The sequence below is a fragment of the Streptomyces sp. NPDC006798 genome (genome assembly GCF_040635975.1).
Taxonomy (GTDB): domain Bacteria; phylum Actinomycetota; class Actinomycetes; order Streptomycetales; family Streptomycetaceae; genus Streptomyces.
The window spans coordinates 136,496-161,236 of record NZ_JBEYIS010000009.1; the positions used below are offsets into that span (position 1 = coordinate 136,496).

General features: G+C 72.2%; 26 protein-coding genes and 3 tRNA genes. 20 read left to right on the forward strand and 9 right to left on the reverse strand.

The window, feature by feature from the left end; translation table 11 throughout:
• Positions 1-56: 56 nt before the first annotated feature.
• The 3 genes from ABZ714_RS08480 to ABZ714_RS08490 form a co-directional block, all read right to left on the reverse strand.
• On the reverse strand, positions 57-716 hold the full coding sequence (locus ABZ714_RS08480; RefSeq protein ID WP_358824447.1) for a response regulator transcription factor: 660 nt from the start codon (positions 714-716) through the stop codon (positions 57-59).
• A gap of 331 nt (positions 717-1,047) precedes the next feature.
• On the reverse strand, positions 1,048-2,379 hold the full coding sequence (locus ABZ714_RS08485; RefSeq protein ID WP_358824384.1) for a sensor domain-containing protein: 1,332 nt from the start codon (positions 2,377-2,379) through the stop codon (positions 1,048-1,050).
• 615 nt (positions 2,380-2,994) lie between these two features.
• Positions 2,995-4,287, reverse strand: a complete 1,293-nt coding sequence (locus ABZ714_RS08490; protein ID WP_358824385.1) for a sensor domain-containing protein — start codon at positions 4,285-4,287, stop codon at positions 2,995-2,997.
• A 201-nt stretch (positions 4,288-4,488) separates the two neighbouring features.
• Between ABZ714_RS08490 and ABZ714_RS08495 the strand changes: the two genes are divergently transcribed.
• The 13 genes from ABZ714_RS08495 (at position 4,489) to ABZ714_RS08555 (ending at position 16,744) form a co-directional block, all read left to right on the forward strand.
• Positions 4,489-4,899, forward strand: coding sequence for an NADH-quinone oxidoreductase subunit A (locus ABZ714_RS08495; RefSeq protein ID WP_358824386.1), 411 nt, complete (start codon positions 4,489-4,491; stop codon positions 4,897-4,899).
• Positions 4,890-5,582: an NADH-quinone oxidoreductase subunit B family protein gene (locus ABZ714_RS08500; RefSeq protein ID WP_358824387.1), complete on the forward strand. Its 693-nt coding sequence runs from the start codon at positions 4,890-4,892 to the stop codon at positions 5,580-5,582. Before ABZ714_RS08495 ends, ABZ714_RS08500 begins: the two co-directional genes overlap by 10 nt.
• Positions 5,579-6,964: an NADH-quinone oxidoreductase subunit C gene (locus ABZ714_RS08505; RefSeq protein WP_358824388.1), complete on the forward strand. Its 1,386-nt coding sequence runs from the start codon at positions 5,579-5,581 to the stop codon at positions 6,962-6,964. The genes ABZ714_RS08500 and ABZ714_RS08505 overlap by 4 nt, the downstream gene beginning before the upstream one ends.
• Positions 6,961-7,926 carry a complex I subunit 1 family protein gene (locus tag ABZ714_RS08510; RefSeq protein ID WP_358824389.1) on the forward strand — a complete coding sequence of 322 codons (966 nt, stop codon included), beginning with the start codon at positions 6,961-6,963 and terminating at the stop codon, positions 7,924-7,926. Before ABZ714_RS08505 ends, ABZ714_RS08510 begins: the two co-directional genes overlap by 4 nt.
• Before the next feature lie 2 nt (positions 7,927-7,928).
• A complete protein-coding gene (locus ABZ714_RS08515) occupies positions 7,929-8,591 on the forward strand; it encodes an NADH-quinone oxidoreductase subunit I (protein ID WP_358824390.1) in 663 nt (220 codons plus the stop codon).
• Positions 8,588-9,184 (forward strand): NADH-quinone oxidoreductase subunit J, encoded by a 597-nt coding sequence (locus ABZ714_RS08520; protein WP_358824391.1) that lies wholly within the window; start codon positions 8,588-8,590, stop codon positions 9,182-9,184. The genes ABZ714_RS08515 and ABZ714_RS08520 overlap by 4 nt, the downstream gene beginning before the upstream one ends.
• A complete protein-coding gene (nuoK, locus tag ABZ714_RS08525) occupies positions 9,184-9,585 on the forward strand; it encodes an NADH-quinone oxidoreductase subunit NuoK (protein WP_358824392.1) in 402 nt (133 codons plus the stop codon). The genes ABZ714_RS08520 and nuoK overlap by 1 nt, the downstream gene beginning before the upstream one ends.
• Entirely contained in the window at positions 9,582-11,594 is a 2,013-nt protein-coding gene (locus tag ABZ714_RS08530) for an NADH-quinone oxidoreductase subunit L (RefSeq protein ID WP_358824393.1), read from the forward strand. The genes nuoK and ABZ714_RS08530 overlap by 4 nt, the downstream gene beginning before the upstream one ends.
• A 3-nt stretch (positions 11,595-11,597) precedes the next feature.
• On the forward strand, positions 11,598-13,181 hold the full coding sequence (locus tag ABZ714_RS08535) for an NADH-quinone oxidoreductase subunit M (RefSeq protein ID WP_358824394.1): 1,584 nt from the start codon (positions 11,598-11,600) through the stop codon (positions 13,179-13,181).
• A complete protein-coding gene (locus ABZ714_RS08540) occupies positions 13,178-14,785 on the forward strand; it encodes an NADH-quinone oxidoreductase subunit N (protein ID WP_358824395.1) in 1,608 nt (535 codons plus the stop codon). Before ABZ714_RS08535 ends, ABZ714_RS08540 begins: the two co-directional genes overlap by 4 nt.
• A gap of 164 nt (positions 14,786-14,949) precedes the next feature.
• Positions 14,950-15,807, forward strand: coding sequence for a zinc metalloprotease HtpX (gene htpX / locus ABZ714_RS08545; RefSeq protein WP_358824396.1), 858 nt, complete (start codon positions 14,950-14,952; stop codon positions 15,805-15,807).
• A complete protein-coding gene (locus ABZ714_RS08550; protein WP_358824397.1) occupies positions 15,804-16,196 on the forward strand; it encodes a YccF domain-containing protein in 393 nt (130 codons plus the stop codon). The genes htpX and ABZ714_RS08550 overlap by 4 nt, the downstream gene beginning before the upstream one ends.
• Positions 16,197-16,474: 278 nt before the next feature.
• Entirely contained in the window at positions 16,475-16,744 is a 270-nt protein-coding gene (locus ABZ714_RS08555) for a GlsB/YeaQ/YmgE family stress response membrane protein (RefSeq protein ID WP_358824398.1), read from the forward strand.
• Between the two features lie 35 nt (positions 16,745-16,779).
• On the opposite strand, the gene ABZ714_RS08560 is transcribed toward ABZ714_RS08555, so the two are convergent.
• The 3 genes from ABZ714_RS08560 to ABZ714_RS08570 all read right to left on the reverse strand — a co-directional run bounded on the left by ABZ714_RS08560 (position 16,780) and on the right by ABZ714_RS08570 (position 18,798).
• Positions 16,780-17,535 carry an alpha-ketoglutarate-dependent dioxygenase AlkB gene (locus ABZ714_RS08560; RefSeq protein WP_358824399.1) on the reverse strand — a complete coding sequence of 252 codons (756 nt, stop codon included), beginning with the start codon at positions 17,533-17,535 and terminating at the stop codon, positions 16,780-16,782.
• Entirely contained in the window at positions 17,532-18,098 is a 567-nt protein-coding gene (locus ABZ714_RS08565) for a methylated-DNA--[protein]-cysteine S-methyltransferase (RefSeq protein ID WP_358824400.1), read from the reverse strand. The genes ABZ714_RS08560 and ABZ714_RS08565 overlap by 4 nt, the downstream gene beginning before the upstream one ends.
• Before the next feature lie 211 nt (positions 18,099-18,309).
• Positions 18,310-18,798 (reverse strand): YajQ family cyclic di-GMP-binding protein, encoded by a 489-nt coding sequence (locus ABZ714_RS08570; protein ID WP_358824401.1) that lies wholly within the window; start codon positions 18,796-18,798, stop codon positions 18,310-18,312.
• Positions 18,799-19,010: 212 nt separating this feature from the next.
• Between ABZ714_RS08570 and ABZ714_RS08575 the strand changes: the two genes are divergently transcribed.
• Positions 19,011-19,092 (forward strand) — tRNA-Tyr (locus tag ABZ714_RS08575).
• A gap of 72 nt (positions 19,093-19,164) precedes the next feature.
• Here the strand turns inward: ABZ714_RS08575 and ABZ714_RS08580 are convergent.
• From ABZ714_RS08580 to ABZ714_RS08590, 3 genes are all read right to left on the reverse strand, one after another.
• Complete coding sequence (locus ABZ714_RS08580) at positions 19,165-19,737, reverse strand: GyrI-like domain-containing protein (protein WP_358824402.1); 573 nt, start codon at positions 19,735-19,737, stop codon at positions 19,165-19,167.
• Between the two features lie 71 nt (positions 19,738-19,808).
• Positions 19,809-20,465, reverse strand: a complete 657-nt coding sequence (locus ABZ714_RS08585; protein ID WP_358824403.1) for an SDR family oxidoreductase — start codon at positions 20,463-20,465, stop codon at positions 19,809-19,811.
• 251 nt (positions 20,466-20,716) lie between these two features.
• Positions 20,717-21,937, reverse strand: a complete 1,221-nt coding sequence (locus tag ABZ714_RS08590; RefSeq protein WP_358824404.1) for a hydrolase — start codon at positions 21,935-21,937, stop codon at positions 20,717-20,719.
• 510 nt (positions 21,938-22,447) lie between these two features.
• On the opposite strand from ABZ714_RS08590, the gene ABZ714_RS08595 reads away from it, so the two are divergent.
• The 6 genes from ABZ714_RS08595 to ABZ714_RS08620 all read left to right on the forward strand — a co-directional run bounded on the left by ABZ714_RS08595 (position 22,448) and on the right by ABZ714_RS08620 (position 24,646).
• Positions 22,448-22,520: transfer RNA gene (locus ABZ714_RS08595), tRNA-Thr, on the forward strand.
• 47 nt (positions 22,521-22,567) lie between these two features.
• Positions 22,568-22,640 (forward strand) — tRNA-Met (locus tag ABZ714_RS08600).
• 98 nt (positions 22,641-22,738) lie between these two features.
• Positions 22,739-22,903 carry a 50S ribosomal protein L33 gene (rpmG, locus tag ABZ714_RS08605; protein WP_006347275.1) on the forward strand — a complete coding sequence of 55 codons (165 nt, stop codon included), beginning with the start codon at positions 22,739-22,741 and terminating at the stop codon, positions 22,901-22,903.
• Between the two features lie 136 nt (positions 22,904-23,039).
• Positions 23,040-23,492, forward strand: coding sequence for a MaoC family dehydratase N-terminal domain-containing protein (locus ABZ714_RS08610; RefSeq protein ID WP_358824405.1), 453 nt, complete (start codon positions 23,040-23,042; stop codon positions 23,490-23,492).
• Positions 23,492-23,920: a MaoC family dehydratase gene (locus ABZ714_RS08615; RefSeq protein ID WP_358824406.1), complete on the forward strand. Its 429-nt coding sequence runs from the start codon at positions 23,492-23,494 to the stop codon at positions 23,918-23,920. The genes ABZ714_RS08610 and ABZ714_RS08615 overlap by 1 nt, the downstream gene beginning before the upstream one ends.
• A 153-nt stretch (positions 23,921-24,073) precedes the next feature.
• Entirely contained in the window at positions 24,074-24,646 is a 573-nt protein-coding gene (locus ABZ714_RS08620) for a TetR/AcrR family transcriptional regulator (RefSeq protein ID WP_358824407.1), read from the forward strand.
• Positions 24,647-24,741 lie beyond the last annotated feature (95 nt).

The following is a 24,741-nucleotide window of genomic DNA, read 5'->3' on the forward strand; positions in this document are numbered from 1 at the left end:
GTCCTTTGGTAGTAGGACCCGCCACCCGGCCCGGAGACTGACGAAAGATCAGGCCGCTACGAGTTGAGATACGTCAGCACGGCCAGCACCCTGCGGTGATCCCCGTCACTGGGCGACAGGCCGAGCTTCTGGAAGATGTTGCTCACATGCTTCTCGACCGCCCCGTCACTCACCACCAGCTGCTTGGCGATCGCCGAGTTCGTCCGGCCCTCCGCCATCAGACCGAGGACCTCCCGCTCCCGGGGCGTCAGCTTCGCCAGCACGTCCTGCTTACGGCTCCGCCCCAGCAGCTGGGCCACCACCTCGGGGTCCAGCGCCGTACCGCCCGTCGCCACCCGGACCACCGCGTCAACGAACTCGCGGACCTCGGCGACCCGGTCCTTCAGCAGATAGCCCACACCGCGGCTGCTGCCCGCCAACAACTCCGTCGCATACCGCTCCTCCACATACTGTGAGAGGACCAGGACCCCTATCCCCGGATGGTCCCGGCGCAGCCGCACCGCCGCCCGGACCCCCTCGTCCGTATGCGTCGGCGGCATCCGGACATCCGCCACCACCACATCCGGCAGCGCTCCCGCCGCCGCCAGCTCGCCCACCGTCTTCACCAGGGCGTCACCGTCACCCACGCCCGCGACCACCTCGTGCCCGCGGTCCGTCAGCAGCCTCGTCAGGCCCTCCCGCAGCAGCACCGAATCCTCGGCGATGACCACCCGCACCCTGCCGTCTTCCACCACTGCCCCGTTCCCCCATGTCCATCCGTACCGGCCCGCCGCTTCACACGACTTCTTCCGCTCCCCAGCATCCCAGTATTCGGATCGGGCGTGGGGAGCCTGTGGACAACGCACTGCGATAGGGGGGAAACGGCCACCGGAAGCCCGCCGGAATAGGGGTACGACAAGCCCGCCGACCCGACGGCACCCGCCGACCCGGCGGTGAAGCGCCCCGGTACCGGGCGCGGGACCGTCCGTGCCCGGTGGCCCGAACGGCATACGGCGGCGGGCGCCGGGGGAACACTCCGCCCCGGCGCCCGCCGCCGTACCTCCGCCCTCAGCCGCGCCAGGGCAGCTCCGCGATCACCGTCGTCGGACCGCCCACCGGCGAATCCACCGCCAGGATCCCGTCCACCGAGCCCAGCCGCTCCGCCAGCCCCGCCAGACCACTGCCCGCCGTCACATCAGCCCCGCCCCGACCGTCATCCATCACCTGGATCATCAGCCGGTTCTCCGACCGCCACACCTCGACACTCGCCTTACGGGCCCCCGAGTGCTTACTGACGTTCTGCAACAGCTCCGACACCGTGAAATAGGCGATCCCCTCGATCGCCGGAGCGGGCCGCGCCGCCAGATCCACATCCACCGACACCGGGACGGTGCAGCGGGACGACACCGAGGAGAGCGCCGCGTCCAGACCGCGGTCCGTCAGCACCGCCGGATGGATGCCGCGCGCCAGATCCCGCAGCTCCTGAAGCGCCAGCTTCACCTCGCCATGCGCCTCGTCCACCATCGAAGCCGCCGCGTCCGGATCCTCCAGCAACTTCTCCTTCGCCAGCCCCAGATCCATCGCCAGCGCCACCAGCCGCGCCTGGGCGCCGTCATGGAGATCCCGCTCGATCCGGCGCAGATCCGCCGCCGCCGTGTCCACCACGACCCCCCGGTCCGACTCCAGCTCCACCACCCGCTCCGCCAGCCGCGACGGCCCCAGCAGCCCGCCCACCATCACCCGGTCCACATAGGCGAAGCCCCTGATCAACTGAGCCGTCACCAGAACCAGCGCCAGCCCCGCCGCCGACGTCGCGGCGACCTCGAACGGCGTGTCCAGGAAGACCTCCGTACCCTTGCCGTCACCGTAGAGCTGAATCCCCGGCTGATCGCCGTACTCCGGCAGCGTCCACATCCACAGCGGATACGCCAGCATCGACCAGCCCACCGACCACAACGTCAGCGCCGCCGTGAAAGCCGTCACCGCCCACGGGAAATGCAGCAGCGCATAGAGCAGATGCCGCCACGACGTGCCGCTCTTCAGCACCGCCCCGATCCACGCCATCATCCCGCCCGACCGAGGCCGCAGCGGCTCCGGAGCGTCCACATGGTGGCCCAGCAGCAGCCGCGCCCGGGTCCGCTCCAGCGCCCCGAACCCCCGGCCCGCCGCCAGACTCGCCGCCAGAATCGGCACACCCACAAAAGTGATCAGCAGCCCGGCACTCAGAGAGAGCGCCGCCACCGCGAAAGTGAAGAAGACGATGCTGATCGGCAAGCTCAGCATCAAATACCAGAACTCGCGCCACGTACGCCCCTCGAACGGCGCGCGCAGAGCCCCCGGCACGATCCGCCGCCGGTCCGCGCGCTCGTCGTAACGCCCGGGTCGGTGGTCCGTGGCCATGGGCACTGTCCGTTCTGCGAGTCGGGTTCCAGTCATGAGACCAGCATGCGGGCAAGACACGAGGAGCGGCCATGGTGTTCATTGGCCTGTTCGAAGGGGGGTTAACCCCACCCTTCCTTTGCGGCTCGGTTCGCCCTCCGGGGTGCTTCAGCCGCTTTTTGCGGCTCGGTTCGCCCTCCGGGGTGCTTCAGCCGCTTTTTGCGGCTCGGTTCGCCTCCGGGGCGCCTCAGCGGTTTCCACCGGTCGGTCGTGCTCGGTCGCTCGTACCTCGCGACCTCCGCGCGTTCTCCCCGCTGAAATCCGCGCGCCCCTCCGGCTCACTCGCCCTCCTCAGGGCGAGGCCAACACCAGGCGCCCCGGGGCGCGCGGCTCGAGAAGGGCTGCGGGGTCGTACGGGCCGGGCCCTTCGGCTCACCCGACACCCCGGGACACGCGCCTCGCGAAGATCCGCAGGTCGTACGGTCCGGGGCCACGCCCTGACGGCTCACTCGCCCCGTGCCCCTACGGCTCACTCGCCCGGGGCCTCTGGACGATCGGGGCCCGCCCCCGCGACGGGCGCCGCACACCCCCGGCTCCCGCCCCCCGGCTGCCGTCCCCCGGCTGCCGTCCCCCCGCCTACTTAAGGCCCGGCCTGCCCTGCGGCACGTGCCGGTCGCGCCAGGGGATCTCCACCGTGACCATCGTCGGCCCGCCCACCGGCGAGTCCAGGACGAACAGCCCGTCCACCGCGCCCAGCCGCTCCGCCAGCCCCGCCATCCCCGTCCCGCCTTCCAGCCGGGCGCCGCCCTGCCCGTCATCCGCGACCTGGACCATCAGCCGGCTGTCCACCCGCCAGACGTCCACCGAGGCCGACCGGGCCCGGGAGTGCTTGCTGACGTTCTGCAGCAGCTCCGACACCGTGAAATAGGCGATCCCCTCGATCGCCTCCGCCGGGCGCTCCGACAACTCCACCGAGACCGAGACCGGGACGGTGCAGCGGGACGACACCGAGGAGAGCGCCGCGTCCAGGCCGCGGTCCGTCAGCACCGCCGGATGGATGCCGCGCGCCAGATCCCGCAGCTCCTGAAGCGCCAGCTTCACCTCGCCATGCGCCTCGTCGACCATCGCGGCCGCCGCGTCCGGATCCTCCAGCAGCTTCTCCTTCGCCAGCCCGAGCCCCATGGCGAGCGCCACCAGCCGCGCCTGGGCGCCGTCATGGAGATCGCGTTCGATCCGGCGCAGATCCGCCGCGGCCGTGTCCACCACGACCCCCCGGTCCGACTCCAGCTCGGCGATCCGCCGCTCCAGCTCGTCCGACGGCGACAGCAGCCCGCGCACCATCAGCCGGTCCGCGTTGGACAGCCCCCGGACCAGGAAGCCCAGTACGGGCCAGACCGCGGCCACCCCGGCGACCGTCGCCGCGAACGACGCCACGCCCCACGGCAGCCGGACCGCGCAGTACAGCACCGCCCGCCAGGCCACCGGATCCCGCAGCGTCGTCCGCAACCAGGTGACGAGCCCCCGCCCCCGGGTCGCGCCCCGCAGCGGGCTCGGCTCGTCGATCCGTACCCCCAGCAGCCGGCGCGCCCGCGCCCGTTCCGACCGGCCGATCCCCCGGGCGCCCTGCAACCCGAGCGCCAGCAGCGGCAGCCCGATCACCGTCACCGAAAGCGCCGCGCCGACGGAGACCATGAACGCCACGTAAACAAAGTGGAGGATCGCCAGCGGCAGATTCAGCAGCAGATGCGCGACCTCCTGCCATGTACGGGCGCCGAAGGCGAACTCCGGCGACGGCAGCGGGGCGCCGTCCCCACCCGGACCGGGCCGGGCCGCGGGCGGACCGGCCGCGCCGGGACGGAACGTGGCACCGCCGGAGCGAACCCCCTCGGGGCCCTGGGCGGTATCGGATGCGAGATGGCCGGCAGTCATACCCGCCAGCCTGCCCGGCCGGGCCGGTCCACGCCATGGGGGTACGGGGCCGGGTACCGGTGGGGATAACCCCACCTCTGCCCGACGCGACTGCTTACGCTCCATTTAGCAGGGCCTAGACTCCCGTGCGTACAGAACTCGGATCCGGCTCGGATCTTCAGAGTTCCCCCATCGGACGAGGTCAGGGAGCGAGGGGCTGACGTGCCGGAACCGACCGTGGCCGGGCTCGCGGCGGAACGGGCCGACGACTATTTCGCCAGCTATTCGGTCGTCGGACTGCTCGCGCTGATCGGTGTGATCTTCGTGGCCGTCGCCTTCGGCGCCGGACGACTGCTGCGTCCCGTCGTACCGACCCCGGAGAAACTGCTCACCTACGAATGCGGGGTCGACCCCGTCGGCGAGGGCTGGGCGCACACCCAGGTCCGCTACTACGTCTATGCGTTCCTGTACGTGATCTTCGCGGTCGACTCGATCTTCCTCTTCCCCTGGGCCACGGTCTTCGCCGCCCCCGGGTACGGGGCGACGACCCTCGTGGAGATGTTCATCTTCCTCGGCTTCCTGGCCGTGGGCCTGCTGTACGCGTGGAAGAAGGGCGTCCTGACATGGACGTGACCCCGTCCCCCTCCGGAACGCCGGACCTCGGCACGCCGGACGCCGGAACGCCGGACTCCGGTACGCCGGTGCTCCTCCCGGAACCCAAGCGGCTCGGAGTCCTCTCCCGGCTCGCGCCGGAGCCGATGAAGGTCGTGCTGAACTGGGGCCGCCGCTACAGCCTCTGGGTCTTCAACTTCGGCCTCGCCTGCTGCGCGATCGAGTTCATCGCCGCGTCGATGTCCCGGCACGACTTCATCCGGCTCGGAGTGATCCCCTTCGCGCCCGGCCCCCGACAGGCCGATCTGATGATCGTCTCGGGGACCGTCACGGACAAGATGGCACCGGCCGTGAAGCGGCTCTACGAGCAGATGCCCGAGCCCAAGTACGTGATCTCCTTCGGCGCCTGCTCCAACTGCGGCGGCCCGTACTGGGACTCGTACGCGGTCACCAAGGGCGTCGACCAGATCATCCCCGTCGACGTCTACGTACCCGGCTGCCCGCCCCGCCCCGAGGCGCTGCTCCAGGGCATCCTCAAGCTCCAGGAGAAGATCGCCCGCGAGTCGCTGGCCGAACGCTACGGCTCCGGGGACGGCTCCGGCCGCCCCACGACGGCCGAGCTGACCAGCGGACTTGTCACCCCGCCCGCCGCACCCGGTACGACTGTCGGTACGGGCGCGGGCGCCGGAGGGGACGCCTCGTGACCGCCGCGTACGACCGGCTGCCCGACGCCGTCACCGAACTCTTCGGCCCCGACGCCACCGCCGAGTCCGCGTACGACCTGCTCACGGTCGACGTCCCCGCCGACCGCTGGCTCACCGCCCTCGAAACCGCCCGCGACGCCCTGGGCTGCACCTACTTCGACTGGCTGAGCGCCGTCGACGAACCCGGTACCGGCTTCCGGGTCTGCGCCCATGTGGCGGCCGTCCCGGACGGACCCGGCGGCCGGGTCCGACGGCTGCTGCTCCGGACGACCGTGCCCCACGAGGCGCCCGTCCTGCCGACGGCCGTCGCCGTCTACGCGGGCGCCGAATGGCACGAACGCGAGACGTACGAGATGTTCGGCGTCTCCTTCACGGACCATCCGCACCTCGCCCCGCTGCTGCTGCCCGAGGGTTTCGAGGGGTATCCGCTGCGGAAGGACTTCGTCCTCGCGGCCCGGGTCGCCAAGGCCTGGCCCGGCGCGAAGGAGCCGGGGGAGTCCGGGGCCGGGCACGGCGGACCGAAGCGACGCCAGATGCTGCCCCCGGGCGTACCCGACCCCAACGAGTGGGGCCCCCTCAAGGGCCAGCTGCCCCCCGCGCCCGCCCGCCCGGCCCGTACGCCCCGCGCGGCGGCGGCCGGAGCCGGGGCCGCGGCCGGGGAGCGGCCCGCCCGGCGTACCCGTACCGCCGGTGAGGGCTCCGCGAGCCAGGCCGCCGCGCCCGACGCCGCGTCCGCCCCCGAGACCCCGGCCCGCCCGCCGCGCCGAACCCGCAGCGCCGGTGAGGGCTCCGCGAGCCAGGCCCCGGCAACGGGCCCCGGCGACCCCGCCGGACCGTCCGCGCCGCGCCGAACCCGCAGCGCCGCCGACGGCTCGGCGAGCCGGCCGTCCGAAGCCGGTACGGATACGGGCGCGCCGCGCCGAAACCGCTCGGCCGCCGACGGCTCCGCCGGTCGGCCCCGGCCGGAGCCCGACGGCACCGCCGCCGGAACCACCGATGAGCAGGGCCCCGGCTCCCAGCGGCCGGGCGGCTCCCCGGCACCGCCCACCCGCAGTCCGGACGCGCCGTGGCACCACGCGCGCCCCGCCTTCGACCCGGCGGACCCCGGCTCCACCCCCGCACCGGAACCCGGCTCCGCATCCGGCTCCGGCTCCGGCCCCGAACCCGGTACGGATGCCGAGTCGGCGTCCGAGTCGGCGACCGGGCCCGAATCCGCGGCCGGCGACGGCGATCGGGCCGCCGAAGGACCGGCCGAGCCCCAAAAACCCGCTGCACAGGCCAAATCTGGTGAATCGGCCGCACCACCCACCCCCGACCAGCGCCGTTCGCCGTCCGACGAGGGCGACGGGACGGCTGAGAACACCGGAGGCGAGCCCGCGTGAACGACGCTCTCGACGTCGCCGTCCGGCTCCTGATCGTCTTCGCCGTGTTCCTGGCCTTCCCCCTGATCATCGGGCAGACCGAGCACAAGGTCATGGCGCATATGCAGGGCCGGCTCGGACCCATGTACGCCGGTGGCTTCCACGGCTGGGCCCAGCTCGTCGCGGACGGGGTGAAGTTCGCGCAGAAGGAGGACATCGTCCCGGCGGGCGCCGACCGCAGGATCTTCCAGCTCGCGCCCGCCGTCGCCCTGCTGCCGTACCTCCTCGTACTCCTCGCCATCCCGATCGGCCCCGGTGAGGGCGCCGTCGGGCAGGTGATCGACGCGGGCATCTTCTTCGTCCTCGCCGTGATGGGCGTCGGGGTGCTCGGATCGCTGATGGCGGGCTGGGCGTCGGCCAACAAGTTCTCCCTCCTCGGCGGGCTGCGCACGGCCGCCCAGCTGCTGGCGTACGAGCTGCCGATGCTGCTCGCCGCCGCGTCCGTGGCGATGGCCGCGGGCACCGTCTCCCTCCCCGGCATCCTCGACGCCTTCGAGTGGTGGTGGCTGCCCTGGCAGATCACGGGTGCCCTGGTCTTCTTCGTCGCCGGACTCGCCGAGCTGCAGCGCCCGCCCTTCGACATGCCGGTCGCCGACTCGGAGATCATCTTCGGCGCCTACACCGAGTACACCGGCCTGCGGTTCGCCCTCTTCCTGCTCGCCGAGTACGCCGGGATCGTGGTGCTCTGCGGGCTGACCACCGTCCTCTTCCTCGGCGGCTGGCACGGTCCCCTCGGCGCCGACGGACTCGGCTGGGTCTGGACCCTGCTGAAGACCGCCGTCCTGGCGTTCGTCGTGATCTGGCTCCGGGTCTCCTATCCGCGGATGCGGGAGGACCAGCTCCAGAAGCTGGCCTGGACCGTCCTCGTCCCCCTCGCCCTCGCCCAGATCGCCCTCACGGGCATCGTGAAGGTGGTGATCTGACCGTGCCCCCGATCCCCGGCTCGGGTCTGGCCAAGGGCCTCGCCCTGACCCTGCGCACCATGACGCGGAAGACCGTCACCGCGCAGTACCCCGAGGTCCAGCCCGAACTGCCGCCCCGCACCCGCGGAGTGATCGGCCTGTTCGAGGAGAACTGCACCGTCTGCATGCTCTGCGCCCGGGAGTGCCCCGACTGGTGCATCTACATCGACTCCCACAAGGAGACGATCCCCGCCGCCGCCCCCGGCGGCCGGGAGCGCAGCCGTAACGTCCTCGACCGCTTCGCCATCGACTTCTCCCTCTGCATGTACTGCGGTATCTGTATCGAGGTCTGCCCCTTCGACGCGCTGTTCTGGTCGCCGGAGTTCGAGTACGCGGAGACCGACATCCGCGAACTCACCCATGAGCGCGACAAGCTCCGCGAGTGGATGTGGACGGTCCCCGCGCCGCCCGCCCTCGACCCCGCGGCCGAGGAACCCAAGGAGATCGCCGCCGCCCGCAAGGCCGCCGGGAAACTGGCCGCCACCCGCGCCGCCGAAGCCCCGGCCACCCCGCCCGCCACCGCGAGCCCCGGCGCCTCCGGTGGCCCCGGCGGCGCGGACACCCCCGGAAGCCCGGACACCCCGCCCGGGAAACCGGCCGGGCCCGGCGAAGGAGGCCCGGCATGATCCCGTACGCCGCCACCGCGCCCCAGGGCTTCCTCTCGCCCACCGGCGTCGAGATCGTCTTCCTCCTCGTCGGACTGGTCACCCTCGGCGCCGCCGTGATGACCGTCACCACCAAGCACCTGGTCCACGCCGCCCTCTGGCTGGTCGTCGCCCTCGGCGGGCTCGCCGTCGAGTACCTGCTGCTGACCGCCGAGTTCGTCGCCTGGGTCCAGGTCCTCATCTACGTCGGCTCCGTCGTCGTCCTCCTCCTCTTCGGACTGATGCTCACCAAGGCCCCCATCGGCCCGTCCCCCGACGCCGACTCCGGCAACCGGCCGGTGGCCCTCGCCGTCGCCGGGACCGCCGCCGTCGCCCTGGTCTGGGTGGTCGTGGACGCCTTCCGCACCACCTGGATCGACCTCGACGGACCCGCCCAGGGCACCACCTCCATCACCGGCGAAGCCCTCTTCCGGCACTGGGTACTGCCCTTCGAGGCGCTCTCCGTCCTGCTGCTCGCCGCCCTCGTCGGCTCCATCGTGCTCTCCCGCAGGCGCGCCGAAGGCGACCCGGCCGACCCGCCCGCCACCGGACCGGCACCCGAGGGGAAGAACTGATGCACCTCGCCTACCCCGCCGTGCTCTCCGTCCTCCTCTTCTGTATCGGCGTCTACGGGGTCCTCGCCCGCCGCAACGCGATCCTCGTCCTGATGTCCGTCGAGCTGATGCTCAACGCCGTCAACCTCAACCTGGTCGCCTTCGACGTCTGGCTCCGCGACACCCTCCACTCCGGCCAGGCACTCACCCTCTTCACCATCGCCATCGCCGCCGCCGAGATCGGCATCGGCCTGGCGATCGTGCTGATGGTCTACCGCAACCGCGGCACCTCCGACATCGACCGGCTCCGCGACACCGCCGAACCCCCCGACGGCCAACCGGACAACCCCGACCTGACCGGCGCCGAAGCCGGACCCGGCACCACCGCCCCGGCGACGCAGAAGGCCGAGGCCACCGCGTGACCACCACCACCCTCGCCGTTCTCGTCCCCCTCCTGCCCTTCCTCGGCGCCGTCGCCGGACTGCTGCTCGGCCGGACGGCCCCCGGCTTCGTCCGCCCCCTGGCCGTACTGCCGACCCTGACCGCCGCCGTCCTCGCGGTCGTCGTCGCCGTCCGGCAGGGCGGCGGCGAACCCGTCGAAGCGGCCACCCGGCTCACCCCCACCGGCTCCGTCCCGATCGACCTCGCGCTCTACCTCGACGGCTTCGCCGTCCTCGTCGCGGCCCTCGTCGGAGTCGTGGCGTCCTGTGTGCAGATCTACTCCACCGCCTATCTGCGCGAGGACCCCCGCTACCCCTCCTACGCCGCCCTCGTCTCCCTCTTCACCTCCGCGATGCTGCTCGTCGTCTACTCCGGCGACCTGATGGTGCTGCTGGTCGGCTGGGAGATCATGGGCATCTGCTCGTACTTCCTCGTCGGCCACTACTGGGAGACCCCCGAAGCCCGGGCCGCCTCCCTGAAGGCGTTCCTGGTCACCAAGCTCGGCGACGTCCCCTTCCTGATCGGCCTCTTCGCCCTCGCCACCGACGCGGGCACCTTCCGGATCACCGGCGTCCTCGACACCGTCGCCACCGGCGGACTCGACCACCCGACCCTGATCGCCCTGCTGCTCCTCGCGGGCGTCGCGGGCAAGTCCGCGCAGTTCCCGCTGCACATCTGGCTGCCCGACGCGATGGCGGGCCCGACCCCCGTCTCCGCGCTCATCCACGCCGCGACCATGGTTGCCGCCGGTATCTACTTCATCGCCCGGCTCCTTCCCGTCTTCACCGCCTCCGCGGCGGCCCTCATGGTCCTCGCCGTCATGGCCGCGATCACCATGGCCGGCTCCGCCCTCGCCGCCCTCGCCCAGGACGACATCAAACGCGTCCTCGCCTACTCGACCATCGGCCAGCTCGGCTATATGGCGGGCGCCCTCGCCGTCGGCGACCGCGGCGCCGCCGTCTTCCACCTCATCTCCCACGGCGCCTTCAAGGCGCTGCTGTTCCTCGCCGCCGGAGTCGTCATCCACGCCGCCGGAACCAACTCCCTGGCCGCCATGTCCCGGATGAGCGGACTGGCCCGCCGGATCCCCGACGCCTACTGGACGATGACCATCGCCCTGCTCGCCCTCGCCGCCGTACCCCCCTTCGCGGGCTTCTTCTCCAAGGAAGCCGTCCTCGTCGCCGCCGAACACACCGCCCTCGGCGAATCCGGGGCCGCCCCCGGCGCCGCAGGCTGGACCGTACTGATCGCCGGACTCGTCACCGCCCTCCTCACCGCCGCCTACGCGACCCGGCTCTGGCTGCTCGCCTTCCGCGGCCACGGCACCGAAGCCCCCGACCACGGCCGCGAACCCCTCGCCATGACCTCCGTCCTCTGGCTGCTGGCGATCCCCTCCCTCGGCTTCGGCATCACCTACGGCTACTTCGGCGGCTGGTTCGACGGCCACGACCTCGCCCCCACCGCGACCACCGCCGTCCTCGGCACCGGAGTCGCCGTCATCGGCGGGCTGCTCACCTACGCCGCCTGGCGCTCCCGCGCGCCCCGCGCCGCCGCCCTTCCCGAAGAGGCCACCGCCGCCGCCCACGCCGCGCACCCCGACGCGCCGCCGTCCGCCGTCGAGGCCGAGGCCATCGCGGCCCACACCCCGGCGTACGGCTCGATCGCCTCGGCGCCCGACCCCGCGGACCCCGGCCGGACCCTGCTCGGCCCCCTCCACCGCCACGCCGCGTCCGGCTTCCACCTCGACGCCGCCGCCCGGGCCCTCCTCATCCGCCCGGTCATGGCCGCCGCCCGGCTGGTCGGCTTCCTGGACCGCGAGGTCGTCGAGACCTACGTCCGGGGCACCGCCCTCGGCGTCAACGGCCTCGGCCGCCTCGTCCGCCGCGCCCAGACCGGCAATGTGCAGACCTACGCCGGCTGGCTGCTGGCGGGCACCGCCGCCCTGGTGATCGCCGCCGTCGTCCTGTCCACCGTCAACGCGGGGTCGTGAGCCGTGATCGATATCAGCGAGTCCGTGATGCAGGCCCTTCTCGCGTTCATCGTCGTAGCGCCGCTCGCCGGGGCCGCCGCGGCCCTGCTGCCCGCACCGCCCGGACTACGCGGCAGCGGCCCCGAACAGGCCGTACTCCGCCACGGCGTCACCATCACCGGGGCCGTCCTCGCCGCGGCCGTCGTCCTCGCCATCGGCTTCGACCACGACCAGCCGTCGAGGATGCAGGCCACCACGGACATCAGCTGGATCCCCGCCCTCGGCGTCCACATCCACCTCGGTGTCGACGGCATCTCCCTCCCCCTTCTGGTCCTCACGGCGCTGCTGACCTTCCTCTGCGCCCTCCACGCCTACTTCAAGCCGCCCGCGGGGCCCTCCCCGAAGGCGTTCGTGGCGCTGGTGCTGCTGCTCGAAACCGGGACGCTCGCCACCTTCGCCGTCCTCGATCTGCTGCTGTTCTTCCTCGCCTTCGAGACCGTGCTCGTCCCCATGTACTTCCTCATCGCCCGCTGGGGCGGTGCGGAACGACGGGCCGCCGCCTGGAAATTCATCCTCTACACCCTGCTCGGCTCCGTCGTCATGCTCCTCGGCTTCCTGCTGATCGGCCTGAAGGCGGGCACGTTCGACATGGTGGCACTCGCCACTGACAACGGCCGGGGCCTCACCAAGACGACGCAGGTCATCGCCGTTCTGGCGATCGGTATCGGGTTCGCCGTGAAGACCCCGATGTGGCCGCTGCACAGCTGGCTCCCCGCCGCCCACACCGCCGCCCCCACCATCGGCTCCGTCCTCCTCGCCGGAGTTCTGCTGAAGATGGGAACGTATGGCTTCGTCCGGATCGTCCTCCCGGCCGCGCCGGACGGCATGCGGACCTTCGCGCCCTGTCTCGCCGCCTTCGCCGCCGTCGGCATCGTCTACGGATCCCTCGCCTGCCTCGCCCTCGCCCGCGAGGGCGCGTCCGGCGACCTGAAGCGGCTGATCGCGTACTCCTCCGTCGGCCACATGGGCTTCGTCCTGCTCGGCATCGCCACCATGACCCCGACCGGGGTCAACGGCGCCCTCTTCGCCAACATCGCCCACGGCCTTATCACCGGCCTGCTGTTCTTCCTGGTCGGCGCCGTGAAGGACCGGTACGGCACCGCCGACCTGGACACCCTTGCCGGGGCCACCGGGGCGGCCCTCTACGGCCGCGCCCCCCGCCTCGGCGCCCTGCTCGCCTTCGCCGCCGTGGCCTCCCTCGGACTGCCCGGCCTCGCCGGGTTCTGGGGCGAGATGCTCGCCCTGTTCGGCGCCTTCGACCCGGCCGACGGACTCAACCGCCCCGCCTTCCTCGTCTTCATGGTCATCGGCGGTATCGGCACCCTGCTCACCGCCGCCTACCTGCTGATCGTGGTCCGCCGGGTCTGCATGGGCGTCCCCCCGGCCGCCGCCGACGGCATCCGGCCCGTCCCCGACGTCCGGGGGTACGAGCTGGCCGCGTGGACCCCGCTCGTCGCCCTCACCGTCCTCGCCGGGCTGTGGCCCGCGATCCTCCTCGGCCTGACCGACCCGGCCGTACAGAAGCTCCTCTCGGGAGGCTCGTCATGACCCTCGCCACCGCCATCGCCGCCGACGGCCAGGTCGCCTCCCTGGTCCAGAACGTCGACTGGGTCACCATCGCGCCCCCCGTGATCGCGGCCGTCACCGGTCTGCTGATCCTCGTCGCCGACCTCTTCGTCCCCGAACACCGCAAGGGCCTCCTCGGCCTCGGCGCCGTCGCCGGACTGCTCGCCGGGCTGGCCGCCCTGATCCCCCTGCGGGACGGCGGCCACCGCACCTTCTGCCTCAATACCGACCCCACGACCTGCAGCTACGTCGCCGACCGCTTCACCATCGCGATCCAGCTCCTGGTCCTCGGCGGCGCCCTCCTGACGGCCCTGCTGTCCCTGCGCGAGACCCGCCACCGGCTCCCCGCCGGGGAGTTCTGGTTCCTGCTGCTGTCCTCCGCCGCCGGAGCCGCCCTGCTGCCCGCCTCCCGCGATCTGGCGACCGTCGTCGTCGCCCTCGAAGTGGCGTCCCTGCCCGCCTTCGCCCTCGTCGGCCTCCGCCGGGGCGACCGCCGCTCCAGTGAGGCGGCGCTGAAGTTCTTCCTGACCTCGGTCACCGCGACCGCCGTCACCCTGCTCGGCATCAGCTTCGTCTACGCCTCCACCGGCAGCCTCCACCTCAGCCGGATCGCCGGCGCGGACGTCCCCGGCGAACTCGACACCCTGATGCGGACCGGAGTCGCCCTCACCCTCGTCGGCTTCGCCTTCAAGACCGCCGCCGTCCCGTTCCACTTCTGGGTCCCCGACACCTATGTCGGCGCCCCGCTGCCCGTCGCCGCCTATCTGTCGGTCGTCGGCAAGGCCGTCGGCTTCTCCGGACTCGTCCTCGTCACCGTGATCGCCTTCCCGCGCCACGCCGGTGTCTGGGGCCCGGCGATCGCCGTACTGGCCGCCGTCACCATGACCGCGGGCAATGTGGCGGCCGTACGCCAGCGAGCCGACCGCGCCCTCGGCGCCGTACGCCTGCTGGCCTGGTCCTCCGTCGCCCAGGCCGGATTCCTCCTGGTCCCGATCGCCGCCGCCGGATACAGCAGCGACGACCAGATCGGCGCCACCGTCGCCTACGCCCTGATGTACGCGGTGGTGAACCTCGGCGCCTTCGCCGTGGTCGCCGTGGTCGCCCGGGTCCACCGGCTCAACCGCCTCGCCGACTACCGGGGCCTCTACGCCACCAGTCCCCTCACCGCCCTCGCCCTCGGCTTCTTCCTCCTCTGCCTGGCCGGACTGCCCCCGGGGATCATCGGCCTCTTCGCGAAGGTGACCGTCTTCTCCTCGGCCGTCGACGCCGGGCTCGGCTGGCTGGCCGTCGTCATGGCCGTGAACGTCGCCATCGGGCTCTACTACTACCTGCGCTGGACCGCCCTCCTCTTCGTCGCCCCCGAAGGCGCCCCGGCGAAGGTCCCCGCGACGGCCCCCGCCGCCCCGGCGGATTCACCCGCGACGACCGGCGACCCCGTTCCCGCGCCCGGCCCCGCCGCTGCCGCCCTGCCGAAGGCCGTACCCGCCCCCTACGCCGTCGCCATCGCCCTCACCGCCGCCGCCGGTGTCCTCCTGTCCGGCTACCCCCAGCTGGTGCTCCGCTTCGCCGCCACCCAGCTGTTCTGACCGGACCACCGGCCGGTCGCTCACCCGTTCGGACCTCCCGCGCGCCCGGAGCGCCGGGGAACTCGCCCCCTTCGCCTGGCGTTGACCAGTACAGAAGGGTCCACTGGAAAGTGGAGCACCCACCAGCAGAGGGGTTCCCCGCCGCACCACCAGGAGGGCGTAGCGTGCACCGCCGGCACAACGGGCTGAAGACCGCCGTACTCCTCGGGGGACTGTCCGCACTCATCCTCGTCATCGGCAGTCTCTTCGGCCGTACGGGGCTGATCGTCGCGCTCGTCGTGGCGCTCGGTACGAACGCGTACGCGTACTGGAACAGCGACAAGCTGGCTCTACGCGCGATGCGGGCCCGCCCCGTCAGCGAATTCGAGGCCCCGGCGCTCTACCGCATGGTCCGGGAGCTCTCCACGACCGCCCGCCAGCCGATGCCCCGGCTCTATATCTCCCCGACCCAGGCGCCCAACGCCTTCGCGACCGGCCGCAACCCGCGCAACGCGGCCGTGTGCTGTACGGAGGGCATCCTCCAGATCCTCGACGAACGCGAGCTGCGCGGAGTCATCGGGCACGAGCTGAGCCATGTCTACAACCGCGACATCCTGATCTCGTCCGTCGCCGGAGCCCTCGCCTCCGTGGTGATGTTCCTGGTCAACTTCGCCTGGCTGATCCCGGTCGGCCGCTCCGACGACGACGGCCCCGGCCTGCTCGGCATGCTGCTGATCATGATCCTGGGCCCGGTCGCCGCCGCCATCATCCAGCTCGCCGTCAGCCGGTCCCGGGAGTACGAGGCCGATGCCTCGGGCGCCCAGCTCACCGGCGACCCCCTGGCCCTCGCCAGCGCCCTGCGCAAACTGGACGCCGGTACCAAGCAGCTTCCGCTTCCTCCGGAGCCCCGGCTGGAGACCGCGAGCCATATGATGATCGCCAACCCCTTCCGGCCGGGTAAGGGAGCCAAGCTCTTCTCCACGCATCCGCCGATGGCGGAGCGTATCGCCCGACTCGAAGAGATGGCAGGTAGACAGCGATGAAGACCGTCCTGAACATCATCTGGCTCATATTGTGCGGATTCTGGATGTTCCTGGGCTACCTGTTCGCGGGGGTCCTGCTCTGCATCACGATCATCGGAATCCCGTTCGGCATCGCCGCCTTCCGGATCGGTGTCTACGCCCTCTGGCCCTTCGGCCAGACCGTCGTGGACCGCTCCGACGCGGGCGCGCCGTCCTGTATCGGCAATGTCCTCTGGCTGATCCTCGCGGGCTGGTGGCTGGCGCTCGGACACATCGTCACCGGCGTCGTCCTCTGCCTGACCATCATCGGCATCCCGCTCGGCCTGGCGAACTTCAAGCTGATCCCGGTCTCCCTGATGCCGCTGGGCAAGGAGATCGTCCCCACCGACCAGCCCTTCGCCGGCCGCTGAGCCCGGGCCTGACCCGGCCCCGCTCCGCTCCCACCGTGTTCCGGCCTGCCTCCGCCGCGCCCCGATCCCCGCTCGTACCGATCTTCGTCACTCGAACGGGTGTATTCCGCCGAGTCGGGGATAGAAGCCGGACAGGGACACGTTGACCAGGGTGTAACAGACGCGTCCCACCGCGCCGACCTCGCAACTCCCGGTCGGACACCCGGCGTCTTCGCCTGTGAGAGAGACCGCTGCCCCAGCGCGTCGTCGCGATCTACGGACGGAAGGAAGTCCACAGCATGAGCGTTCTCGGCTGGATCGTCCTCGGGCTGCTCGCCGGAGCTGTAGCCAAGCTGCTGCTTCCCGGCCGAGACCCGGGCGGTCTGATCATCACCACCCTTCTCGGAGTCGTCGGCGCGTCCCTCGGCGGCTGGATCTCGGCCGAGTTCTTCGACCGCTCCATCAGCAAGCAGTTCTTCGACGGGCCGACCTGGATAGCCGCGATAGGCGGCTCCCTGGTGCTGCTGATCGGCTACCGCCTGCTCTTCGGCCACTCCCGCTCACGCTGACCCGACGGCGCCGCCCGCCGCCCGGCCCCGCGCGGTCAGCCGGGGGCGGGGTTCGGCGGGCGGCCCGCGAGCGGCTCCCCGTCCCGCAGACCCGTCTCGCGCAGGGTGATGTTCAACCGCCCCCGCGGCAGCCCGCATGCGGGGTCGGCCGTTCCCGGATACACCTTCGGCACCCCGTGATAGGCGAAGCGCGAGGGCCCGCCGAAGACCAGGAGATCCCCGGAGACCAGCTCCACATCGGTATGGGGACGGCCGCGCGAGACGGAGTTGCCGAGGCGGAAGAGACAACTGTCGCCGATGCTCAGCGAGACCACCGGAGCGCCCGACCGCTCCTCCTTGTCCTGGTGCATCCCCATCCTGGCCGTGTCGTCATAGAAATTGATCAACGCGGTATCGGGGGTGTAGCCGCGCTCCGGCCCGGCGCCCGGTTCCCCGGCCGGTCCTTCGGCCGCTCCGGGGCCGCCGTCGCCGTAGGCGGCCACCAGCGCCGACCGGCCCAACTCCACCAGCCAGCCGGGGAGACCGGCCACCCGCGCGCCGTTCACGTCATCGGCCGTACGGCTGTAGCGGTAGGGCTGCCAGTGCCAGCCGAGGCAGAGCGTACGGACCGACATCACCCCACCGCCCGGGAGCCGGGTGTGCCGGAAGGGGACGGGCCCGCGCCCCCACTCCCGGCAGGCGGCCACCAGCTCGCGCTGCCGCTCCGGCGACAGCCACCCGGGCACATGTACGGCCCCGGGCGCGATCACCGCGGCCTCCCGGGGAAAGAGCGCCCCGTCACGGGCCGTCATGACGGCGGCGCGCCCTCGAGAGCCAGGAGGTGTTCCTTGCGTTCCAGCCCCGCCGCGTAGCCGCGGAGCCCGCCGTCCGCCCCGATGACCCGGTGACACGGCCGGACCACCAGCAGCGGATTGCGTCCGATCGCGGTGCCCACCGCCCGGACGGCGGCCCCCGAGGACCCGATCCGCCGGGCGATCTCGCCATAGGTGGTGGTCGTGCCGTACGGAACGGCGTCCAGGGCCCGCCAGACCCGGCGCTGGAAGTCGGTGCCCTCGTCGGCGTATTCGACGGTGAACCCGGTCAGCCGGCCCTCGAAGTACGCGGTCAGCTGGGCCGCGATCCCGGCGAATGCGGCCGGGTCGTGGCGCCAGCCGTCGCGTACGGTCGCGGCGCCCTTCTGCCCGGGCAGGGAGAGCGATACCAGGGCCGTGCCCCCCGGCGCCGTGGCGGAGGGCGTACCGACGAGCAGGACGTCCCCCAGCGGACTGCCGACGGTCGCCCAGACCCGGACACCGGATCCGGCCGGTGAGACGGCGGGGGATACCGCGATGGTGTTCGCCGGGACGGGGGTCATGGCTCGTTCCTCTCCTCGGGGCCGGTCCAACTGCTTCACACCCCGAGTCTGCGCCGCCCGGCCCCGCTGTGCTGGCGGGAAACGGACATCACGTCGGCCCGGCGCGCACCCGCTCCGGGCCGCCCGGCGACCGCCCGTCCGGACTCCGCGGGGAGCCGTCCGGGCGGAGGCGAGAAGGCCCCGGCATCACCGCCGGGCCCGCCGGGGAGGCTCAGCGGTAGTTGACGAACTGGAGCGCGAAGTCGAGGTCCTGGCCCTTCAGCAGGGTGATCACGGACTGGAGGTCGTCCCGGCTCTTCGAGCTGACCCGCAGCTCGTCGCCCTGGACCTGGGCCTTCACGCCCTTGGGACCCTCATCGCGGATGATCTTCGCGACCTTCTTCGCGTTCTCCTGGGAGATGCCCTCCTCGATCGACGCGAAGATCTTGTACTCCTTGCCGGAGAGCTGCGGCTCGCCCGCGTCCAGCGCCTTGAGAGAGATGCCCCGCTTGATCAGCTTCGACTGGAACACATCGAGGATCGCGGAGACCCGCTCCTCCGAGTTCGCCTGCATCAGGATCTTCTCGCCGGACCAGGCGATGGACGCCCCGACGTTCTTGAAGTCGTAGCGCTGGGAGATCTCCTTCGCGGCCTGGTTGAGGGCGTTGTCGACCTCCTGCCGCTCGACCTTCGAGACGATGTCGAAACTGGAGTCGGCCATGTCCTGTGGCTCCTTGTATCGAGATGCGGATCACGCGGCCCGGCTCCCGGACCACCCGGTCAAGCCTAGTCACCCGCGACTCCCTCGGGTGCTGATCAATCCGGTGGCGGAGCACCCCGGTCCATCGGGTATCGTTTACGACGTCGCCACAGAGCACCGCACGACAAGCGGTGTTCAACAGCCCTCGTTCAGAGGTCCACGGCGATTCCCATGGCGGTGTGCCCGAGTGGCCAATGGGAGCGGACTGTAAATCCGTCGGCTTAGCCTACCCAGGTTCGAATCCTGGCGCCGCCACGCGAATGGACCCCTGTCCTCTGCGACTCAGCAGAGGGTGGGGGTCTTCGCTTTGCCGGGGGAGGGGCGGGGTCAGGAGGGCGGGGGATCCGTCAGGCGGAAGGCCAGCTCGATCTCCCATTTGTCCATATCGGGCTCGACCCGCGGATCCGTCAGATACGACTCCAGCCGACAGCCCCAGCGCTCCGCGCCGCCCGCCAGCGGAGTCATGTCCCAGGCCAGGCCCTCACGGTCGGCCCAGGCGCGGAGTTCGGTGATCGTGTCGAAGAGCCGGTCGGGGTGGCCGGTATGGACGACGGTGACATAGCGGCCGGCCGGGAGGGTGCCCGTACGGATATCGCCCTCTGCGGTCAGCGGCTCCACCAGCGGGATCCCCGCCTCGACATCGGACTCGCCCGCCATGTCGACCGTACGGAAGCGGAAGAACGGGGCACCGGCGAACTCGCCGCCCCGGGCCGCCGCCCAGCCGATCAGTTCGCCGAGCCGGTCGGCGATGACGGCGAAGTGGTCCATCCGGACCGAACCGCGGAAGGAGACGTACGGCTGCTCGGCCCGGTCGGCGACGACGGGCGCGAGCGGCGGGATACCCGGCCCGGGGCCGGATCCTGATCCGGGCTCGGAGGGCTCGGAGTGCTGAGGGTTCATGACGGTTGGACCTCCACGGGGTCGCGTACTCGTCGCCCGCGGCGCCGGAGACCGGGGCGGCTCCCGGCCGGTCAGTTCCCGGCGATGCCGGCCACGGCGACCTTGACCGGGACCGAGCCGCCGATCAGCTCCAGGGTCAGCCCGGCGGTGGCCGGGGTCTCCAGCAGCTCCACCAGGACCGCGGCCACGTCGTCCCTGGTCACCGGCCCGCGGCCGGTCGAGGCCGCCAGCCGGACGAGCCCGGTCCCGGGGTCGTCGGTGAGCGCGCCCGGCCGCAGGATCGTCCAGTCGAGGCCGGACCGGGCCCGTACGTCGTCGTCCGCGGCCCCCTTGGCCCGCAGATAGACGTCGAACTGGCCCTCGCCGGGATGCCCGGCGTCGGCGCCCATGGAGGAGATCACCACGAACCGGCGGACGCCCGCGCGCTCGGCCGCGTCCGCGAAGAGCACGGCGGCCCCCCGGTCGACCGTGTCCTTGCGGGGGATCCCGCTGCCGGGCCCGGCGCCCGCCGCGAACACGGCCGCGTCGGCCCCTCGCAGCACCTCGGCGACCTCGTCGGCCCCGGCCGACTCCAGATCCAGCACGACCGGCTCGGCACCGGCGTCCCGCAGGGCGTCGGCCTGGCCGGGTGAGCGGATCACGCCCACCGCCCGGTGCCCGCCCGCCGAGAGCAGCCGCTCCAGCCGCAGGGCGATCTGACCGTGTCCTCCAGCGATCACAATGCGCATGCCCCCGACCGTACGCCCGAACCGCCCCACCCGCCCGGCCGCGCCGCCCCCGGCCCACCCGCTTTCGGCCACGGACCCCGGCGGCCCGAACCCGCCGCCCCGGCCGGGCCGATGCCGCCCCGCGCCGACCGTAGCCGCCCCGCGCCGACGCGACAGGCCCGAAACCGGAGCCGTACGGGACCGGAGCCGTGCGAGACCGGAGCCGTACGCCGGTATCGGAGCCGTACGACCTGTACTGGGCCCCGCCCGGGTCAGGGGCGGCCCTGGCGGGGGAGTTCCAGGGCGACCGCGACCGCCGAGTCGCAGTACTCGCGGACGGCGCTGGTCCGGGCCACCACCCGGCCCCGGTGGATCACGATCCGGCTGTACGCCAGCGACAGCGCGCCGGAGATCCGCTCGCCGCGCACCGCCAGCAACTCGGCCGGGAACCCCGCCTCCACCCGGACCTCGGGCAGGCCCATCGCCTCCCGGGCCGCCGCCGCGACCGCCGCGTAAGCGTCCTCGGCGCGCAGCCCGTCCCGGGAGGCCAGCAGATAGGCGGCCTCCAGCGGATCGCCCCGGCCGACCGGGTTGGAGACGTCCCGCAGCGCCCCGCTGCCCGCCGCCACCCGCACTCCGGCGGCCCTGAGCAGCCGTACGGGCGCGGCGCCCCGCTGCTCCATCACACCGCAGCCGCCCTGCGGCAGACAGACGACGGTGATCCCGGCCGCCGCGATCCGGTCGGCGGCCCGGGCGGCGACGGAGTGGGGCAGCCGGGCGAGCCCCGCGCAGGGGCCGATGGAGACCCCGGGCCGGACCCCGGCGGCCATCGCGGCCAGCCGGGCGAGCCGGGCCGGTTCGTCGGCGTGGGTGTGCAGATCGACCGGGCAGCCGTGCTCGGCGGCGACCTCCAGCAGAGCCTCGGTGTATCCGGCCGGGTCGGGGTCGGCGTCCGGGCAGCCGCCCACCACCGCCGCGCCCATCTTCACCGCGTCCCGCAGCATCGCGAGGCCGTCGGCGCCCGCGAGCCCGGTCAGCAGCCGGGGCACGGCCACCGCCGTCAAGTCGGTCAGTCCGCGCAAGGAGCGGCGGGCCTGGAGGACCGCCTCCAGCGGGCCGAGGCCCTGGACGTCCCCGATCCTGACGTGCGACCGCAGCGCCGTCGCGCCGTGGCCGAGCTGGAGCAGCGCGGCCTCGGTGGCGCGCCGCTGGACGTCGTCGGAGTCGTACGAGACCGGCCCCACCGCGTCGGCGGTCAGGGCCGTGTCGCCGTGGCCGTGCGGCTCGGCGGGCGCGGGGAGCAGCAGATAGCCGCCGAGGTCGACCCGGGAGCAGTGGGGCGCGAGGCTGCCCGCCGTCCCGACGGCCTCGATCCGGCCGCCGCCGAGCCGTACGTCGACCGTGCGGCCGTCCGTCAGCCGGGCGCCGCAGAGCAGCAGGGCGGAGGAGTCGGCGGTCGCGCCGTCGGGAGGCCGCGGCTGGCTGTCGGGCATGGCGCTCCTGTGCTTCGCGGGTGGGTCGGGCCCCCGGGGATCTCCTGCGGACCGGGCCGACCGCGTGAGCCGTGCGGGTGCGGGCACGAGCGGGGAAGATCACGCGGCACGGGTCGAGCCTAGGGGCGCCGGGGGCCTGCTTCGCGGAGGAGCGGAATAGTCGTACCGGTGGCGCCACATGTGGCGTACGGGGCACGGCGCGGCCCGCTCCTCACGTACCGGGCCCGTTCCCCGCCGGCCGGTGGCGCACTCCCCGGGACGGGTGGCGCGGAGGGTGCCCGAGGGGCGTCCGGGGCCGTACGGAACGGTCTCCTCCGGTCTTGGGACGGCGCCCGCGCCGGGGTGCGGCGGCCGGTGCGAGCGGGCCCGCGGACCCCGGGCGCGCGCCCTGATCCGGGCTCCGGTGCCGTCGGCCGGGTGGCGGGGGTGAGGTGTGGGGCGCGTTCGGGACGGGTACGACGAAACGGATTTGGGCGAACGGCGACCGACCGTGTAATGTCTTCCTCGCTCGCCCCAATAGCTCAGTCGGTAGAGCGTCTCCATGGTAAGGAGAAGGTCTACGGTTCGATTCCGTATTGGGGCTCTGATGTCGGAGGCCCCCGCCCTTCGGGCGGGGAAATCCGAGATCATAGCGGTGTAGCTCAGTCGGTAGAGCAAGCGGCTCATAATCGCTGTGTCACCGGTTCAAGTCCGGTCACCGCTACATACGGTAGCCGATTGCGGGGTCGGTCCTTCGATCGGCTACCCTTTCATGCGTTCGTAAGTTAAGTAAGTCCATCCGTCCGTCTTAGGAGCACTCACGTGGCTGCCACCGACGTCCGCCCGAAGATCACGCTGGCCTGCGTGGAGTGCAAGGAGCGGAACTACATCACCAAGAAGAACCGGCGTAACAACCCGGACCGACTGGAGATGAAGAAGCACTGCCCGCGCTGCAAGGCGCACACCGCGCACCGCGAAACGCGCTGAATCAGGCTCGTACACGAGGCCGTCCCCTTCCGGGGACGGCCTCGTGTCGTTTGATCGCCGTGATCACCGTACGATCCCGGTCATTCGACGCGGAGATCGTGTCCAGGAGCACAGGAGCAGGAGGGAGAGCCAGCCGATGGCGCTCGACCAGTCCTTCGTCGGGCGGAGTTATCCGCCCACCCCGCCTTATGAGGTCGGCCGGGAGAAGATCCGTGAATTCGCGGACGCGATCGGGGACGCCCATCCCGCCTATCGCGACCCGGAGGCCGCGAAGGCGCTGGGGCACGCCGATGTGATCGCTCCGCCGACCTTCGCCTTCACGATCACCTACCGGGCCGCCGCCGTCGTGGTCCAGGATCCCAAGCTCGGGCTGGACTACAGCCGGGTGGTGCACGGCGCGCAGCGCTTCGCCTACACCCGGCCGCTCCGGGCGGGCGACCGGCTCTCGGTGGTCTCGACGATCGAGAGCATCAAGTCGCTCGCGGGCAACGACGTACTGGAGATCCGGGGCGAGGTGAGCGACGCGTCGGGTGAGCACGTCGTGACCGCCTGGACCAAGCTGGTGGCGCGCGCCGCCGAGGAGGCGTGATGGCGGCGGGGATCTCCTTCGCGGACGTCGAGGTCGGGACCGAGCTGCCGGCCGGGTCCTTCCCGGTGGACCGGGCGACCCTGGTCCGGTACGCGGGCGCGTCCGGCGACTTCAACCCGATCCACTGGAACGAGCGGTTCGCCCGCGAGGTCGGACTGCCGGATGTGATCGCACACGGCATGTTCACCATGGCCGAGGCGGTCCGGGTGGTCACGGACTGGGCCGGGGATCCGGGCGCCGTCGTCGACTACACGGTCAAGTTCACCAAGCCGGTGGTGGTGCCCGACGACGCGGAGGGCGCGCTGATCGAGGTGAGCGCCAAGGTCGCGGCGCTGCTGGAGGACAACCGGGTCCGGGTGGACCTGACCGCGACCAGCGCCGGGGACAAGGTGCTGGGGATGGCCCGCGCGGTCGTCCAGCTGGTCTGATCCGGTCCGTACGGGCCCTTTCGTACGACGGTACGCACGCCGGGCGGGTCCCGGCCGCGCCTTCGGGGGCGCCCCTTCGTGGGGGCGCCCCCGACGCGTGTTCGCCCCGCCCGTAAGTTGACGAGTTAGTAATTGATCACTAACTTACTCTCCATGGTCAGGATGAGCGCCGACGAGCGGCGAGAAAGTGTGATCAGGGCGGCGACCGCCGAGTTCGCCGTCGGGGGGTACAACGGCACCTCGACGGAGACGATCGCCCGCCGGGTCGGGGTCTCCCAGCCCTATCTCTTCCGGCTCTTCAAGAACAAGCGGGAGCTGTTCCTCGCGGTGGCCCGGCGCTGTATGGCGGATCTGGCCCGGGTCTTCGCGGACGCGCTGGCCGAGTCGCCCGACGGGGATCCCGAGGTCGTGATGGCCGAGGCGTACCGACGGCTCATCGACGGCAATCGCGAGATGCTGCTGATGCAGACGCAGATCTATGTGGCCGTGGCGACGGCCGAGGCGGCGGGGGACGCCGAATTCGGTGATGCCGTACGGCGCGGCTGGCTCGACATCGCCGAGCTGACCGGTGACGCCCTGGGGAGCGGCGCGGAGGCGGGCCGGTTCCTGGGGTACGGGATGCTGATCAACGCCCTGGTGTCGCTGGGTTTCCCCGGGGATCACCGGGTCTGGCGCGAGTACTTCGCGGCGCCGCCCGGAAGCGGAGCCGGAGCCGGGGGCCGGTAGGTCCTGGGGTCCTGGGTCCGCCCCTTATTACCAAGGGCCCGCGTCCGGCCGTCCGCGCCGTACCGCGGGGGGTCCCGATCGTGCCAGTGCCCGGG

Excerpts from the sequence above, each read along its gene's own strand:
- ABZ714_RS08615 (WP_358824406.1), top strand. The coding sequence starts at position 23,492 with ATGGCGGCGGGGATCTCCTTCGCGGACGTCGAGGTCGGGACCGAGCTG.
- ABZ714_RS08585 (WP_358824403.1), bottom strand. The coding sequence starts at position 20,465 with ATGCGCATTGTGATCGCTGGAGGACACGGTCAGATCGCCCTGCGGCTG.
- ABZ714_RS08560 (WP_358824399.1), bottom strand. The coding sequence starts at position 17,535 with ATGACGGCCCGTGACGGGGCGCTCTTTCCCCGGGAGGCCGCGGTGATC.
- ABZ714_RS08500 (WP_358824387.1), top strand. The coding sequence starts at position 4,890 with ATGGACGTGACCCCGTCCCCCTCCGGAACGCCGGACCTCGGCACGCCG.
- ABZ714_RS08550 (WP_358824397.1), top strand. The coding sequence starts at position 15,804 with ATGAAGACCGTCCTGAACATCATCTGGCTCATATTGTGCGGATTCTGG.
- ABZ714_RS08610 (WP_358824405.1), top strand. The coding sequence starts at position 23,040 with ATGGCGCTCGACCAGTCCTTCGTCGGGCGGAGTTATCCGCCCACCCCG.
- ABZ714_RS08540 (WP_358824395.1), top strand. The coding sequence starts at position 13,178 with ATGACCCTCGCCACCGCCATCGCCGCCGACGGCCAGGTCGCCTCCCTG.
- ABZ714_RS08485 (WP_358824384.1), bottom strand. The coding sequence starts at position 2,379 with ATGGCCACGGACCACCGACCCGGGCGTTACGACGAGCGCGCGGACCGG.
- nuoK (WP_358824392.1), top strand. The coding sequence starts at position 9,184 with ATGCACCTCGCCTACCCCGCCGTGCTCTCCGTCCTCCTCTTCTGTATC.
- ABZ714_RS08520 (WP_358824391.1), top strand. The coding sequence starts at position 8,588 with ATGATCCCGTACGCCGCCACCGCGCCCCAGGGCTTCCTCTCGCCCACC.
- ABZ714_RS08490 (WP_358824385.1), bottom strand. The coding sequence starts at position 4,287 with ATGACTGCCGGCCATCTCGCATCCGATACCGCCCAGGGCCCCGAGGGG.
- ABZ714_RS08565 (WP_358824400.1), bottom strand. The coding sequence starts at position 18,098 with ATGACCCCCGTCCCGGCGAACACCATCGCGGTATCCCCCGCCGTCTCA.
- ABZ714_RS08620 (WP_358824407.1), top strand. The coding sequence starts at position 24,074 with ATGGTCAGGATGAGCGCCGACGAGCGGCGAGAAAGTGTGATCAGGGCG.
- ABZ714_RS08555 (WP_358824398.1), top strand. The coding sequence starts at position 16,475 with ATGAGCGTTCTCGGCTGGATCGTCCTCGGGCTGCTCGCCGGAGCTGTA.
- ABZ714_RS08590 (WP_358824404.1), bottom strand. The coding sequence starts at position 21,937 with ATGCCCGACAGCCAGCCGCGGCCTCCCGACGGCGCGACCGCCGACTCC.
- ABZ714_RS08580 (WP_358824402.1), bottom strand. The coding sequence starts at position 19,737 with ATGAACCCTCAGCACTCCGAGCCCTCCGAGCCCGGATCAGGATCCGGC.
- ABZ714_RS08570 (WP_358824401.1), bottom strand. The coding sequence starts at position 18,798 with ATGGCCGACTCCAGTTTCGACATCGTCTCGAAGGTCGAGCGGCAGGAG.